A 13,381-nucleotide genomic window follows, 5' to 3' on the forward strand; every position below is an offset into this window, starting at 1 on the left:
AGGAGGAAATGTAATGAACAAGAACCATTGTAAGCAGGAAAATATCCGACTTGGTACCCACGGAGAAGACTATGGAAGCTGGATGTCCAACCCTGTCTTTTACATCATTGGCGGAATCGGAGTTTTGACCGCTGTGCTGGCTGTCCTCTCTTTTTATGTATTACATGTCGCTGTTCTTGGTGTTCTGTTTACTGTTATCACAATCGCACTTTTGGTTTTGCTGATCTGGATCACATGGATCAGGCGGCAGTATGCCTTTGGCGGTGGCGGAATCATGGAACAGGTTCATCGAGTCGTTCTTTCTCATCTGGACTATGACGGCGAGGGGAAGATTCTGGAAGTAGGCTGCGGCTCCGGAGCATTGACAATCCGTTCAGCTCTGACATGGCCGAAAGCAAAAGTGATCGGTGTTGATTACTGGGGCGCTGTGTACAATTACAGCAAAGCACTCTGCGAGAAGAATGCTGCCAGTGAGGGCGTGGCTTCCCGCTGTGTATTTCAGCACGGTGATGCGAAGCAGCTGGATTTTCCTGATGAGAGTTTTGATGTAGTCATCAGCAACTATGTCTATCACAATGTTATGGGTGCTGATATGCAGAAACTGCTGCTGGAAAGCCTGCGGGTATTGAAAAAAGGCGGCGTCTTTGCACTTAACGATGATATGAAACAAAAGATGTACGGTGACATGGAAGATTTTGCGCAGAAACTGCGGGATATGGGGTATGAGGAAGTACGACTCGTTGACACTGCACAGGAAGCTTTTGGCTCCCACCGTCGGGCTGCCATGATGATGCTGGGGTCTTCCCGGCTGCTTGTCGGCAGAAAGTAATGTATCAAAACAGGAGGTTTGGCTATGTCCAAGTTAGGAGTCGTGGAGGATACCCTGTTTGTCCCTATGCTGGGAAGAATTTATGCTAGTGAGCATTGCTCGCAAATTTTATATGATAAAAAGGCATTGGAATTGAAAAATAGGCTGCCGTTAGACTTGATTGAACAGAATATGCAGAACCAGTATACGCTTTTGGCCTCTGCTTCCCGGTCTGCTAATATGGATCGGATTATTCGGTCTTTTCTGGAACGCAGACCGGACGGTGTGATTGTCCAACTGGGCTGTGGTCTGGAGACAACCTATCACCGATGTGATAACGGGAAGACACACTGGTATGCCGTGGATCTGCCTCATGTAATCGAATACCGGCGGGGACTTCTTCCCGAACCAGAGAGGGAATTATATATTTCCGGGGATGCCTTTGCAAAGGATTGGATCAAAAAAGTTCGCAATGATGTACTTGATGCTCCTATTCTCGTTACTGCAGGCGGGTTATTTCATTATTTTGAGGAACATAAGGTCATTGCCCTTCTGCGTATGATTGGGCAATTTGGAAATATGGAAGTTGTTTTTGATACGGTGAACAAAAGAGGAATGACCATGATGAAGAAAAAATATATGAAACAGGTCGGCCATGCCGATGCACAAATGTTCTTTTATGTGGATTCAGCGGAAGAACTGGCAGCAAAGATCGGGGGTAATGTGAAGGTGATTGCGGAGGAACCATACTATCGTTACATCCCTAAAAATGGCTTAAAGCTATCCACAAAGGTCAGTATGACAGTTTCTGATCAATTCAAGATGGTAAAGATGATACATCTAAAACTATAGTGGATATACAATATCAGAGAGAGAGAACTTTATCATTTTTTCGGACGCACTGATGAAACACCATCAAAAGCCGCTTTCTATCACCAGCGTGCAAAATTAAAAGATAATGCACTATGGGAACTTTTGCAAATCTTTAACCAGAAGCTTCAACCAACTCTATACAGAAACCGTTATCGTTTGGTTGCTTGTGACGGTTCTGTTGCTGATGAAGTCGATCCGGAACTTCTGGCAAAAGTATTGGCTAATCCAGAGATGTGGGCATTGCTCAATTCACTGGCGAAAACGATGAAGTAATGAAAAATAGTGAAAAAATAGTGTAATTTTAATAAAAAAACAATTCATAAAACGATATAATATATGGATAAAATGAGGATATTTATTGTGTATATGGATATTCTATCTCCATCAGTAAACTAAGTAAAATAAAAATTCTGCTTTACAAACAACAGATAAAGTATTAAAATAAACAAAAAGATATCTTCAGGGCAGGGTGAGATTCCCTACCGGCGGTAAAGCCCGCGAGCCGAGAGGCATGATCCGGTGAGATTCCGGGGCCGACAGTACAGTCTGGATGGAAGAAGATGATAGTACAGTTGATTTTTTGTATGAATGAATGTAGTATCAGAGCTCTGAGATGATGATCCATTTCAGAGCTTTTTATATAGGAAAATCAGACATTCATTTATCAATCATATGTAACAGATCAATTCCACCCTGCAGATATTTCTGCAGGCTTTTTTGTATCTGGTACATCGTTTTCGAAATAACTATACCATTCACTTGTCTGTGAATCCGATTGCACATGTTTAAAAGCCTCGGCGTAGCCCAGGCAAAGAACAGGAATAAGAAAGAAGGAATAGAAATGACGGATCAGGAATATATGCTTCGGGCTATTCAACTGGCCAAAAAAGGAGAAGGCTGGACGAATCCCAATCCTATGGTAGGGGCAGTGATCGTAAAAGACGGAAAGATCATCGGGGAAGGCTATCATAAAAAGTATGGAGAACTTCACGCGGAACGTAATGCAATTGCTTCTCTTACAGAATCAGCAGAAGGTGCGGTGATTTATGTCACGTTGGAGCCTTGCTGTCATCATGGTAAAACACCTCCATGTACGGAAGCGATCATTGAACAGAAGATCAGAAAAGTGGTGATCGGTTCCAGAGATCCGAATCCGAAAGTGGCAGGAAAAGGTGTACAGATGTTAAGGGAAGCCGGTGTAACAGTAGTTGAAGATTTTATGAGAGAAGAATGTGATCAGCTGAACCCGGTGTTTTTCCATTATATTACTACGAAGACCCCTTATGTGGTAATGAAGTATGCCATGACACTGGATGGGAAGATCGCAACGAAAACAGGAGCATCAAAATGGATCACCGGAGAATCTGCACGAAAAGAAGTACAGCATATGCGGCATCAGTACATGGGAATCATGGCTGGTATTGGAACTGTGCTTGCAGATGATCCGATGTTAAACGTCCGGGTAGAAGGCTGGAAAAGTCCTGTTAGGATTGTGTGTGACAGTAAGCTCAGGATCCCGCCGGGCAGTCAGATTGTAAAAAGTGCGGAAAAGTACCGGACGATCGTGGCTTATGCAGAACAGAAAAATGCAAAAGAGAAAATAAAAATATTACATACCATGGGAGTTGAAACCATTTACTGTCCCGACGAAAAGAATCAGATAGACCTTAAGAAGCTGATGGCAGATCTTGGAAACAGAGGCATTGACAGCATCCTCCTGGAGGGAGGAGGTACGTTAAATGACAGTGCACTGCGAGCTGGAATTGTAAAGGAAGTACAGGCTTTTGTGGCACCAAAGCTGTTTGGCGGTGTGGCTGGGAAGACACCGGTAGAGGGTATTGGAGTTGAACTGCCGTCTGAAGCAGTGGAACTGAAATATACAGATATCTGTCAGATCGGTAAGGATATCCGGATAAAATGTCAGGTGTGTGATAAAAAACAGGAGGAATCATGTTTACAGGAATCGTAGAAGAGAAAGGAAAAGTCCGTTATATACAGCTGACAGGGGAATCAGGGATCCTGGCAGTGAAAGCCCGGAAAGTCCTGGAAGGGACAAGGATCGGTGACAGTATCGCTGTGAATGGTGTGTGTCTGACAGTTACGTCGATTCAGCCGGACGGATTTACTGCCGATGTGATGGCAGAGACGATCAGAAGAAGCAGTCTTGGCAGCTGCAAGGCCGGAAGCCAGGTAAACCTGGAACGTGCAATGGCTGCAGACGGCAGGTTCGGGGGACACATAGTAAGCGGCCATATTGATGGGACTGGCGTGATACGTTCCATGCTCCGGGAAGAAAATGCCATCTGGGTATCAATTGAGACATCGCCACAGATTTTGCATCTGATCGTGGAAAAAGGATCCGTCTGTATTGATGGGATCAGCCTGACAGTTGCAAGGGTTGATGAAGCTGGTTTTCAGGTGTCGGTCATTCCACATACAGGAGAAGAAACCACTCTTTTGGAAAAGGTGCCGGGGGATCTGGTTAATCTGGAAAATGATGTGATCGGAAAATACGTAGAAAAACTGCTTGGCATCAGAAAAAACGAAGAAGAGAAAAAAGAATCCGGAATTACGATGGAGTTTCTTGAAGAATTCGGGTTTTAGAACAGGAGGATATACACTATGTCACAAAATTATCAGTACAACACAATTGAAGAAGCACTTAGGGATCTTAAGGAAGGAAAAATAGTTCTGGTCACAGATGATCCGGACAGAGAAAATGAGGGAGATCTGATATGTGCGGCAGAGTTTGCGACCAGGGAAAATATTAATTTCATGGCGACCTATGCAAAGGGTCTTATCTGTACACCGATGAGTGCAGAAATTGCGGCGAGATTGAACTTTCCGCCGATGGTTGCGGAGAACACGGACAATCACAGTACAGCATTTACCGTGGCAGTAGATCACGCAGATACAACCACAGGTATCTCTGCGGAAGAGCGCTCCTATACTATCATGAAGTGTGTGGATGATCAGTCAAAACCGGAGGATTTCAGAAGACCGGGACATGTGTTTCCGCTTATTTCCAGAAAAGGCGGGGTTTTGGTACGAAATGGCCATACAGAGGCAACAACAGATCTTATGAGACTTGCCGGACTGAAAGAATGCGGCGTGTGCTGTGAAGTTATGAAAGAAGATGGAACTATGATGCGTACATCACAGCTATGGGAAATGGCAAAAGAGCATAACCTTACATTTATTACGATCCGTGATCTGCAGGATTATATAAGAATACATGAAAAGCATGTAAAGGAGGAAGCCGTTGCAAACCTCCCAACGCAGTACGGTGATTTTAAAATGTATGGTTATATCAATGATATTACAGGAGAGCATCATCTGGCACTGGTAAAAGGTGATCTGGGAGATGGTGAGGATGTGCTTTGCCGGGTACATTCGGAGTGTCTGACAGGGGATGCATTCGGATCGCTCAGATGTGACTGTGGCCTGCAGCTGCAGACAGCGATGCGCCAGGTAGAAGCAGAAGGCCGAGGAATTATTCTGTATATGAGACAAGAAGGCCGAGGAATCGGACTGATCAATAAGATCAAAGCATATGCGCTTCAGGAGCAGGGATACGATACTGTGGAGGCTAATGTGAAGTTAGGGTTTGCACCGGATCTCAGAGAGTACTGGGTCGGGGCACAGATACTGTCAGACCTTGGTGTGAAATCATTAAGATTACTGACAAATAATCCGGATAAAGTCTATGGACTTGGCGAATTCGGACTGAAGATCAATGAGAGAGTACCTCTGGAGATTCCGGCACAAAAGTATGACCGGAAGTATATGAAGACGAAGCAGGAAAAGATGGGTCATATTTTTAAAGAAATAAATTTATAAAAAACAGCAAATATCAGGAGGAAGAAAAAATGAGACAGATCAATTTAGTAGAAGGAAAAGTAGTAGCACCGGAGGGAATGAAGGTTGGTATCGTGGCAGCGAGATTCAATGAAATTATTGTGAATAAATTATTGGGAGGGGCAGTCGACGGACTGGTAAGACATGGAGTAGAAGAAGAGAACATTACTGCAGCATGGGTACCGGGAGCATTTGAGATTCCGATTACAGCACAGAAGATGGCACAGTCAGGAAAATATGATGCAATTATCTGCGTTGGAGCTGTCATCCGTGGAGATACTTCACATTATGATCTGGTGTGTAATGAATCTGCCAAGGGAATCGCACAGGTTGAACTTGCAACAGGAATCCCGGTTTTATTCGGAGTGATCACGACTGAAAATATCGAGCAGGCTATTGCGCGTGCAGGAAGCAAAGCGGGAAATAAAGGCTATGATTGTGCATTATCTGCGATTGAGATGGTCAATCTGATGAAGCAGCTCTAAAAGACAGGAAAATAAATGATGACAAAAACGATCATATTCGATTATGATGGAACGATCCATCATACCCTTGGAATCTATGAACCGGCATTTCGTGAAACCTATCAGTGGCTGACAGAACAGAAGGTTACCGAAGAACGGGAGATAGGCTCGGTGGAAATTGCCGGCTGGCTGGGACTTAACAGTAAGGAGATGTGGAATACATTTTTGCCGGAACTGGATCAGAGCTATAAAGAGCAGGCAAGCAGGATGGTAGGAGATCTGATGGTAAGACAGATCAGGAAACATAAGGCAGTGTGGTATCCGGGAGCAGAGGAGATGCTAACAGCTTTGAAGAACCGGGGATATCACCTTGTGATCTTAAGTAACTGTAAAGCTTCATATCGTGAGGCACACTGGAAGGAATTTGGGATGGAACGATGGTTTGATCGTTTTTATGACTGTGAATCATACAGATTCCGTCCAAAGACAGAAATTGTGCAGGAAATCATCCGGGAATATAGTGGCCCTTATCTGGTAGTCGGAGACAGGAGACAGGATCTGGAATGTGCCAGGTCCTGCAAAAGCCCTTTTATAGGATGCCTGTATGGATATGGTGAGAAAGGGGAACTGAATGGGGCTGATTATTATGCAGAACATATAGAGGATATACTGCAGATGGTGATATGATTTTTGCAATATAAAAATCTGAAGGAAAAAAGTTAAAAATAAGTACTTCTGTAAAATAAAAGGATATAGAAAATTTGCAACAACTTGTTGCAAATTCTGAGGCGGGGATGATTTTAGGATAGTCATAGTGATAGAGGTAATCCACTTTTCTAACCCCATCTGTACAGTAAAGTTCTCAAGTCCAGTTGTACAAAGCGCTACTGCACGGGGAACCAGATGGAATGCATCTCCACTTCCTAAAAGAACTGCCATAATTCCAAACATGGTAAACTGTCGGTTTCCTTTGCCTTTGCGGATCATTTATAGATTTTACTGTGGAAGATTTTGCATAAAGTGTTTTCCGTGCTTGTGTGTACCATTATCTGATATCAAAGCAGTACAGGGTGATTCCGGCCATGCACAGGTCAATATGATTACGGATGCGTACTCTCATATTCCGGATGATGACCAAAGGAAAAATGCAGAGCTTTTTAAAGAAGCATTTTATGAGAAAAAGAATCTGAATCCAGAGAGGCGGGCGTTGCTCAATTCGTTGGCGAAAACGATGAAGTAATGAAAAATAGTGAAAAAATAGTGTAATTTTAATGAAAAAACAATCCATAAAACGATATAATATATGGATGAAATGAGGATATTTATTGTGTATATGGATATTCTATCTCCATCAAATCTATTGAAATCTCCATCATTTGTTGATAGAATGATGGAAATAAATCTGAAGTGAAGGAGATTCCTATGAGAGACTTTGATTTTATTGTAAGTCCTGAAAAATTGTTAACACCTGAAATTGTTCAGATGGTTAGCAGCATTCATGAACATAAAGGCAAACAGGAATTATTTCTCGAAGCCAATGTAGATGAATTGAAAACACTCTTAGAAGTTGCATTGGTTCAGAGTACGGGAGCATCCAACCGAATCGAAGGTATATTTACAAGCGATAAGCGTTTGGAAGAATTGGTAAGTCAAAAAGCAGAACCCCGCAACCGATCTGAGCAGGAAATTGCTGGTTATCGTGAAGTACTTTCCACAATTTACGAAGGTTATGAATATATCAACCCAAGACCGAACATTATTTTGCAGTTACATCGAGATCTGTACTCCTATTCACAGGGATCTGCTGGTGGAAGTTATAAGAATTCCGATAATGTAATTGCAGAAACAGATGCCGAGGGTCATCAGAAGGCACGTTTTATTCCAGTTCCCGCATTTCAGACTGCTGAAGCGATGGAAGAACTTTGCGCTCGCTTCCTTGAAGCATGGGAAGCTGACCGCATTGATAAACTGGTTTTGATTCCCATGTTCATTCTGGACTTTCTGTGCATTCATCCTTTCAATGACGGAAATGGTAGGATGAGCCGTTTGCTCACTTTACTGCTTTTTTACAAGGCGGGATACATCGTTGGAAAATATGTCAGTATGGAAATGCTGATTGAAAAGACAAAAGAAACATATTATGAAGCCCTTCAAGCAAGTTCTACTGGCTGGCATGAGGGCGAAAACAGCTATGAGCCTTTTGTTAAATATTATCTGGGTATCATGTTGAAAGCATACAATGAATTCGAAAGCCGTGTAGAGTATTTGAAGCATCGGAGTCTTTCTAAGCCTGATAGAATTAAAGCGGTTATTGATAACAAGGTTGGCAAAATTACAAAGAAAGAAATCATGGAGCTTTGTCCTGATATAAGCAAAATTACCGTGGAAAGGACTTTGACGAATCTGGTTAAGAGTGGGTATATCGCAAAAGTTGGTGCAGGTCCATCTACTGGTTATGTCCGTGTTTAAAAATATGAAAGTAGCTTATAAATTTGCCAGTCAAAACCGGCATTTTCTTAGCAAAAATCATTGCCTTTTATGTCGGCTTCTATAGCCGTAATCCTTTAATATCTTTAATACGTGATAAGATCGTATTGCAGCTGCAGCTGATAACGCCGGGAAGTGTATCAATGACTGTGTGCAGGAAGTGTTCCATTTCATCATTTGATGAAGCAACGGCATGTACATGCAGCTTGTCTCTTCCTGTGACACGGTAAATCTGCGTGACAGTATCATTATTATGTAATATATCTGTCACCTGCGACAGATGGTCTGGTTTTATCTCGATTTCAAAATAGCATGAAACAGCACCGCTGATCTTTTGAGGGTTTATTATAGTTGTATATTCTTCAATTATGCCTTGTTTCTCCAGAGCCTGAATCCGGGCTTTTACTGCCACTCTGGAAATACCGGTTTCTTTACCGATATCAGAGTAAGAAATACGTGCATTTTCTATAAGCAACTGGATGATTTTCTGATCCAGTTCATCTAAACCGTTCAGGTACATAAGTGTCCCTCCTGTAAAATAATATCCTCCGGATATTAAATATCATATCATTTATTTAGCTGAAAGTAAACGCGGGCTTGACTTAGCAGCTGTAGCTACATATAATTGTTTCATAACGTAATTTAAAACTTGCGTTTTGAATGTATGGAATAGATTCTGGTGAAGGAAAGAATAAGCGAAATTATAAAGGCTTTGGAGGAATATGATAATGTCAAAAGATGAATATTTGCTCACAGATACGCCTCTTAAAGCGTTGACGGTTTTTGCAATGCCAATGATTTTGGGCAGTTTTTTTCAGCAAATATACAATATGGCTGACTCTATCATCGTCGGCCAATTTGTTGGCTCCTCTGCACTTGCAGCTGTCGGGGCCTGCGCAGCGCTGACCAATGTTTTCATTTGTGTGGCACTGGGGGCAGGTGTCGGTGCCGGTGTGCTCGTGAGCCGCTATTTCGGTGCCAGGGAGTATGGAAAAATGAAGACCATCGTGTCAACGTCCTTGTTTAGCTTTTTAATTTTAAGCATAGTCCTTGGTGTTTTTGGCTTTTGCTTTTCCCACTCGATGATGAGAGTATTACAAACCCCTGGCGATATACTGAATGATGCAGTGTTATATCTGCGGGTCTATTTTGTGGGCTTTCCGTTTCTGTTTATGTATAACATTCTTTCCAACATGTTCACTTCCATTGGTGAATCAAAAATCCCACTGGGGCTCCTGGTATTCTCGTCAATCTTAAATATTTTTATGGATCTTTGGATGGTGGCAGGACTTGGTCTCGGTGTGTTTGGTGCAGCCCTTGCGACTCTTATAGCACAGGGGATTTCTGCGGTGTTTTCACTTTTTCTTTTCCTTAGCCGGATGCGTCGATATAAAAGTCGCTTTGACTGGTTTGACAGGCAGGAGTTATATTCCATGCTTCAAATTGCTGTACCTTCGGTTCTTCAGCAGTCTACAGTGTCCATCGGTATGATGATCGTACAGGCTGTTGTAAATCCTTTCGGTACACAGGCACTTGCGGGTTATGCGGCGACGATGCGGGTAGAGAATGTTTTTTCATTGATTTTTGTATCCATTGGCAATGCGGTTTCCCCATATGTTTCCCAGAATCTTGGTGCAAAGAAAATTGAACGGATCAAAAAAGGATATCACGCTGCACTGGTGTTAGATGTATGTTTTGCAGTTCTTGCTTTTATAGTCATTGAAACATTGCATACTCAGATTTCCTCACTATTCCTTGGTAAAGATGGAACTGCCCTGGCTTATCAGGTATCCGAGGGTTATATGAGATGGCTCGGTTACTTCTTCATCTTTATGGGAATCAAAATGGCAACCGATGGGGTCCTTCGTGGTCTTGGAATCATGCGCCCGTTCCTTATTGCAAATATGGTGAATCTGGCGATCCGTCTGTCGGTTGCTTTGATTTGTGCACCGCGTTTTGGCATTGTGTTTGTCTGGCTTGCTGTACCAGCAGGTTGGTTTGCAAACTTTTTAATATCCTATGTGGCTCTTCGGAGATCATGGCCGACTGATAAAGAGGTGCAATCTCGATAGCCTAAAGTAATTTAAAAGGAGAAATTTATAGTATGAACGATAAATGTGTGGTATTGAATGCAAAGAAAATGAATTTTGATGGGAAGCTGGATTTTTCCGTTTTATCTTCTGATGTTACAGTATATGATGATACAACAGAACAGCAGCTGTCAGAGCGTATTCAGGGTGCAGATATCATTGTAACAAAGGAGATGCCTGTGAGTGCAGAAATGATACAGAAATTTCCGGAATCTGTTAAACTGATCTGCGAGGCAGGTACAGGATATAATAATATTGATCTTGAAGCAGCACGAAAGAAGGGGATTACAGTCTGCAATATCCCGGCATACAGCACAGAACGTGTGGCACATACTGCGATCATGATGATATTGAATCTGAGTTCTGCAATGCAGGTACAGATGAAGATGCTGGCATGCGGAAATCATGACAATTTTACCAGAAATCTTCAGGTTCCGCATGTTGAGGTAAATGGAAAAACACTTGGTGTTATAGGTGCAGGACACATTGGCAGGAAAGTTATCCAGATCGCACAGGCTTTGGATATGAACATACTTGTATATGCCAGGACACCGAAAGAGGATGAGAAGGGGATCTGCTATGTATCGCTTGAGGAGCTGCTTAAGAATAGTGATTATGTTTCCATGCACTGTCCATTGACAGAAAGTACAAAACATATGATCAATAAAGAAACTCTATCGCTTATGAAGCCATCAGCGTTTATTATTAATACTTCAAGAGGTGCGCTTATTGATGAGGCTGCTCTTATAGAAGCATTAGAAAATGGTATGATTGCAGGAGCCGGACTTGATGTTCAGGAAACTGAACCACCTGAAGAAACAAACCCTCTTTATACTATGGATCAAGTCCTTTTGACGCCACATATGGGATGGAAAGGACTTGAGACAAGACAGCGGTTGGTTTCTATTCTGGCGGATAATATAAAGCAGTTTATGGAAGGAAATCCGATCAATGTTGTATCAGATCTATAGTATCTGGCAGCAAAGTGATGATATAACTTCCGGGTTTGCAGAGTGAAAAAAATATAATTACAATCAATAAATCAGTGCTTTGATATCTTCTTCCAATATAGCAGGAATAACATAAACAATAGAATTACTGGAAAAAATAAGTCCGAATAGTCGTCAGAAACGCTGAGAAGAAATTATTCTCAGCGTTTTTTGAACATTACTATAATGTCAAGGAATCTTCTGCATCTACCCCACATCTGTAAATTTCCATCAAGATACAGTCTCGCATATTCTAGTGGTTCATCAATGGCAAGTGTGTTTAATGCACAATCTGATCCGGGTGTGGTTCTCAAATTCTTTTCTGCTTTCCAGCAGTCAATGCGAAGCATATAGCCTGCACTGATATAAACATCAATGCTGTTTCGTCCGGGATTATATTCTGCAAATATTGTTCTCATCGTATTTTATCTTCTTATCGTTCAATCAATTATTTGCTACAAAAATCAGAAGCATTTCAATCAGTTCACCATGTCACTTTTATTTTGTGTTATACTGTTTTACATAATTTTCTTGGTCTTGTATTTTCCCTTATCAGAGTTCGTAAACACTGGCGGGACGATATAACACAAGGGAAACAATAAGGGAAAGCTCAATCGGAATTTACAGGAAGTGTGACAAGAAAGCCAAAACGGTATACTGGGAAAAAAAGATTAAGAAAAGAATAAAGAGCTGGTTTTAATTGTAAAATTTATGGGGAACTAACATCAGCTTATTGACATTAATTTAAAAATAAGTATAATAATAGTTGAGTAATTGTTCAACTATTATTATTTGGAGGTGAATATATGTCAAAAACGTCTTATATTTGTAATTGCGATGTAATTCATGAGGATATTGTGAATGATGTGAAATCCAAGATGCAGCCAAAAGATGATTATATCCAGTTGGCTTCTTTGTTTAAGCTATTTGGAGATGGAACTAGAGTACAAATCTTACACGCTCTAGAACAGAGTGAGATGTGTGTATGTGATCTTGCAGTGCTACTGGGGGTAACAAAATCTGCAATTTCGCATCAGTTAAAGGCATTACGCCTAGCGAATCTGGTAAAATTCCGTAAAGAAGCACAGATAGTTTACTACTCGCTGGCAGATGATCATGTGAAAGAGATTATTGACAAGGGATTTGAGCATCTTTGGCAGAAATAATATTTTTTAATATTATAGTTGAGTAATTGAACAATTAAACAAATTATAAGGAGATTATCATGAAACGCATATTTCTATTAAAAGGGTTGGACTGTCCAAATTGTTCCGCAAAAATTGAAAAAGAAATCGGAGAGTTGGATGGAGTGCAATCCTCAGTGGTAAATCTGATGAAGCAGACGCTTACAATCAATGTTACTCAGACAGCCGCAGATACGATAGCCAGTCAGATTGAAACGATTGTTCATAGTCATGAGCCCGATGTGGAAGTTCAGGAAGAAACCGTTATGAATGTTACAAAGAGTTATTCGTTAAAAGGATTGGATTGTCCGAATTGTTCTGCAAAAATTGAAAAAGAAGTCGGAGAATTGGATGGAGTACAATCCTCAGTTGTAAATTTGATGAAGCAGACGCTGACAATCAATGTTGCTCCAGTTGCCGCAAATACAATAGCCAGTCAGATTGAAACGATTGTCCACAGCCATGAGCCGAGTGTGGAGGTTCAGGAAGAAACAATTATCCCCGTTACAAAGAGTTATTTGTTAAAGGGCTTGGACTGTCCGAACTGCTCCGCAAAAATTGAAAAAGAAGTCGGAGAATTGGATGGAGTACAATCCTCAGTTGTAAATTTGATGAAGCAGACGCTGAC

The 13,381-nt window shown here is 41.6% G+C and carries 15 protein-coding genes, 1 pseudogene and 1 riboswitch; of the genes and pseudogenes, 13 read left to right on the plus strand and 3 right to left on the minus strand.

Annotated features, from left to right (window positions below; translation table 11 throughout):
* Nucleotides 1-13: 13 nt before the first annotated feature.
* The 7 genes from AB5618_RS14525 (at nucleotide 14) to AB5618_RS14555 (ending at nucleotide 6,690) form a co-directional block, all read left to right on the plus strand.
* Complete coding sequence (locus AB5618_RS14525) at nucleotides 14-829, plus strand: class I SAM-dependent methyltransferase (RefSeq protein WP_148462643.1); 816 nt, start codon at nucleotides 14-16, stop codon at nucleotides 827-829.
* Between the two features lie 24 nt (nucleotides 830-853).
* Entirely contained in the window at nucleotides 854-1,660 is an 807-nt protein-coding gene (locus tag AB5618_RS14530) for a class I SAM-dependent methyltransferase (RefSeq protein WP_148462642.1), read from the plus strand.
* A 472-nt stretch (nucleotides 1,661-2,132) separates the two neighbouring features.
* Nucleotides 2,133-2,247: riboswitch (FMN riboswitch) on the plus strand.
* 275 nt (nucleotides 2,248-2,522) lie between these two features.
* Nucleotides 2,523-3,650: a bifunctional diaminohydroxyphosphoribosylaminopyrimidine deaminase/5-amino-6-(5-phosphoribosylamino)uracil reductase RibD gene (gene ribD / locus AB5618_RS14535; RefSeq protein ID WP_148462640.1), complete on the plus strand. Its 1,128-nt coding sequence runs from the start codon at nucleotides 2,523-2,525 to the stop codon at nucleotides 3,648-3,650.
* A complete protein-coding gene (ribE, locus tag AB5618_RS14540) occupies nucleotides 3,632-4,285 on the plus strand; it encodes a riboflavin synthase (protein WP_004844978.1) in 654 nt (217 codons plus the stop codon). The genes ribD and ribE (AB5618_RS14540) overlap by 19 nt, the downstream gene beginning before the upstream one ends.
* Before the next feature lie 18 nt (nucleotides 4,286-4,303).
* Nucleotides 4,304-5,521 carry a bifunctional 3,4-dihydroxy-2-butanone-4-phosphate synthase/GTP cyclohydrolase II gene (locus AB5618_RS14545; protein WP_055230843.1) on the plus strand — a complete coding sequence of 406 codons (1,218 nt, stop codon included), beginning with the start codon at nucleotides 4,304-4,306 and terminating at the stop codon, nucleotides 5,519-5,521.
* A gap of 29 nt (nucleotides 5,522-5,550) precedes the next feature.
* Entirely contained in the window at nucleotides 5,551-6,024 is a 474-nt protein-coding gene (gene ribE, locus AB5618_RS14550) for a 6,7-dimethyl-8-ribityllumazine synthase (protein ID WP_004844980.1), read from the plus strand.
* A gap of 15 nt (nucleotides 6,025-6,039) precedes the next feature.
* A complete protein-coding gene (locus AB5618_RS14555; protein ID WP_004844981.1) occupies nucleotides 6,040-6,690 on the plus strand; it encodes an HAD family hydrolase in 651 nt (216 codons plus the stop codon).
* Between the two features lie 117 nt (nucleotides 6,691-6,807).
* On the opposite strand, the pseudogene AB5618_RS14560 reads toward AB5618_RS14555, so the two are convergent.
* Nucleotides 6,808-6,996: pseudogene (locus AB5618_RS14560) on the minus strand (hypothetical protein); the annotation flags it as partial.
* 40 nt (nucleotides 6,997-7,036) lie between these two features.
* On the opposite strand from AB5618_RS14560, the gene AB5618_RS14565 reads away from it, so the two are divergent.
* Both AB5618_RS14565 and AB5618_RS14570 read left to right on the plus strand, forming a co-directional pair.
* A complete protein-coding gene (locus tag AB5618_RS14565) occupies nucleotides 7,037-7,243 on the plus strand; it encodes a hypothetical protein (RefSeq protein WP_044929370.1) in 207 nt (68 codons plus the stop codon).
* Between the two features lie 182 nt (nucleotides 7,244-7,425).
* Complete coding sequence (locus AB5618_RS14570; protein ID WP_117855166.1) at nucleotides 7,426-8,472, plus strand: Fic family protein; 1,047 nt, start codon at nucleotides 7,426-7,428, stop codon at nucleotides 8,470-8,472.
* A 79-nt stretch (nucleotides 8,473-8,551) separates the two neighbouring features.
* On the opposite strand, the gene AB5618_RS14575 is transcribed toward AB5618_RS14570, so the two are convergent.
* On the minus strand, nucleotides 8,552-9,010 hold the full coding sequence (locus AB5618_RS14575) for an Lrp/AsnC family transcriptional regulator (protein ID WP_148462639.1): 459 nt from the start codon (nucleotides 9,008-9,010) through the stop codon (nucleotides 8,552-8,554).
* A gap of 208 nt (nucleotides 9,011-9,218) precedes the next feature.
* Between AB5618_RS14575 and AB5618_RS14580 the strand changes: the two genes are divergently transcribed.
* Both AB5618_RS14580 and AB5618_RS14585 read left to right on the plus strand, forming a co-directional pair.
* Nucleotides 9,219-10,562 (plus strand): MATE family efflux transporter, encoded by a 1,344-nt coding sequence (locus tag AB5618_RS14580; protein ID WP_117855163.1) that lies wholly within the window; start codon nucleotides 9,219-9,221, stop codon nucleotides 10,560-10,562.
* Between the two features lie 32 nt (nucleotides 10,563-10,594).
* The gene (locus AB5618_RS14585) at nucleotides 10,595-11,551 is read left to right on the plus strand and encodes a 2-hydroxyacid dehydrogenase (RefSeq protein WP_148462638.1); all 957 of its coding nucleotides are present in this window, start codon (nucleotides 10,595-10,597) and stop codon (nucleotides 11,549-11,551) included.
* 179 nt (nucleotides 11,552-11,730) lie between these two features.
* Here AB5618_RS14585 and AB5618_RS14590 read toward each other — a convergent pair whose 3' ends face one another.
* The gene (locus AB5618_RS14590; protein WP_072522455.1) at nucleotides 11,731-11,988 is read right to left on the minus strand and encodes a DUF6061 family protein; all 258 of its coding nucleotides are present in this window, start codon (nucleotides 11,986-11,988) and stop codon (nucleotides 11,731-11,733) included.
* Between the two features lie 387 nt (nucleotides 11,989-12,375).
* On the opposite strand from AB5618_RS14590, the gene AB5618_RS14595 reads away from it, so the two are divergent.
* Complete coding sequence (locus AB5618_RS14595) at nucleotides 12,376-12,735, plus strand: helix-turn-helix transcriptional regulator (protein WP_015512809.1); 360 nt, start codon at nucleotides 12,376-12,378, stop codon at nucleotides 12,733-12,735.
* 59 nt (nucleotides 12,736-12,794) lie between these two features.
* Nucleotides 12,795-13,381: copper ion binding protein (locus AB5618_RS14600; RefSeq protein ID WP_368366859.1), on the plus strand; the 587-nt coding region annotated here is incomplete at its 3' end.

It is taken from the genome of Ruminococcus sp. J1101004sp1_RTP21198st1_B9_RTP21198_201120 (assembly GCF_040924245.1).
Lineage (GTDB): Bacteria > Bacillota > Clostridia > Lachnospirales > Lachnospiraceae > Blautia_A > Blautia_A faecis.

Coding starts and splice junctions, on each gene's coding strand:
- AB5618_RS14530 (WP_148462642.1), top strand. CDS start 854: ATGTCCAAGTTAGGAGTCGTGGAGGATACCCTGTTTGTCCCTATGCTG.
- AB5618_RS14525 (WP_148462643.1), top strand. CDS start 14: ATGAACAAGAACCATTGTAAGCAGGAAAATATCCGACTTGGTACCCAC.
- ribE (WP_004844980.1), top strand. CDS start 5,551: ATGAGACAGATCAATTTAGTAGAAGGAAAAGTAGTAGCACCGGAGGGA.
- AB5618_RS14545 (WP_055230843.1), top strand. CDS start 4,304: ATGTCACAAAATTATCAGTACAACACAATTGAAGAAGCACTTAGGGAT.
- ribE (WP_004844978.1), top strand. CDS start 3,632: ATGTTTACAGGAATCGTAGAAGAGAAAGGAAAAGTCCGTTATATACAG.
- AB5618_RS14570 (WP_117855166.1), top strand. CDS start 7,426: ATGAGAGACTTTGATTTTATTGTAAGTCCTGAAAAATTGTTAACACCT.
- AB5618_RS14555 (WP_004844981.1), top strand. CDS start 6,040: ATGATGACAAAAACGATCATATTCGATTATGATGGAACGATCCATCAT.
- AB5618_RS14575 (WP_148462639.1), bottom strand. CDS start 9,010: ATGTACCTGAACGGTTTAGATGAACTGGATCAGAAAATCATCCAGTTG.
- AB5618_RS14590 (WP_072522455.1), bottom strand. CDS start 11,988: ATGAGAACAATATTTGCAGAATATAATCCCGGACGAAACAGCATTGAT.
- ribD (WP_148462640.1), top strand. CDS start 2,523: ATGACGGATCAGGAATATATGCTTCGGGCTATTCAACTGGCCAAAAAA.
- AB5618_RS14585 (WP_148462638.1), top strand. CDS start 10,595: ATGAACGATAAATGTGTGGTATTGAATGCAAAGAAAATGAATTTTGAT.
- AB5618_RS14595 (WP_015512809.1), top strand. CDS start 12,376: ATGTCAAAAACGTCTTATATTTGTAATTGCGATGTAATTCATGAGGAT.
- AB5618_RS14580 (WP_117855163.1), top strand. CDS start 9,219: ATGTCAAAAGATGAATATTTGCTCACAGATACGCCTCTTAAAGCGTTG.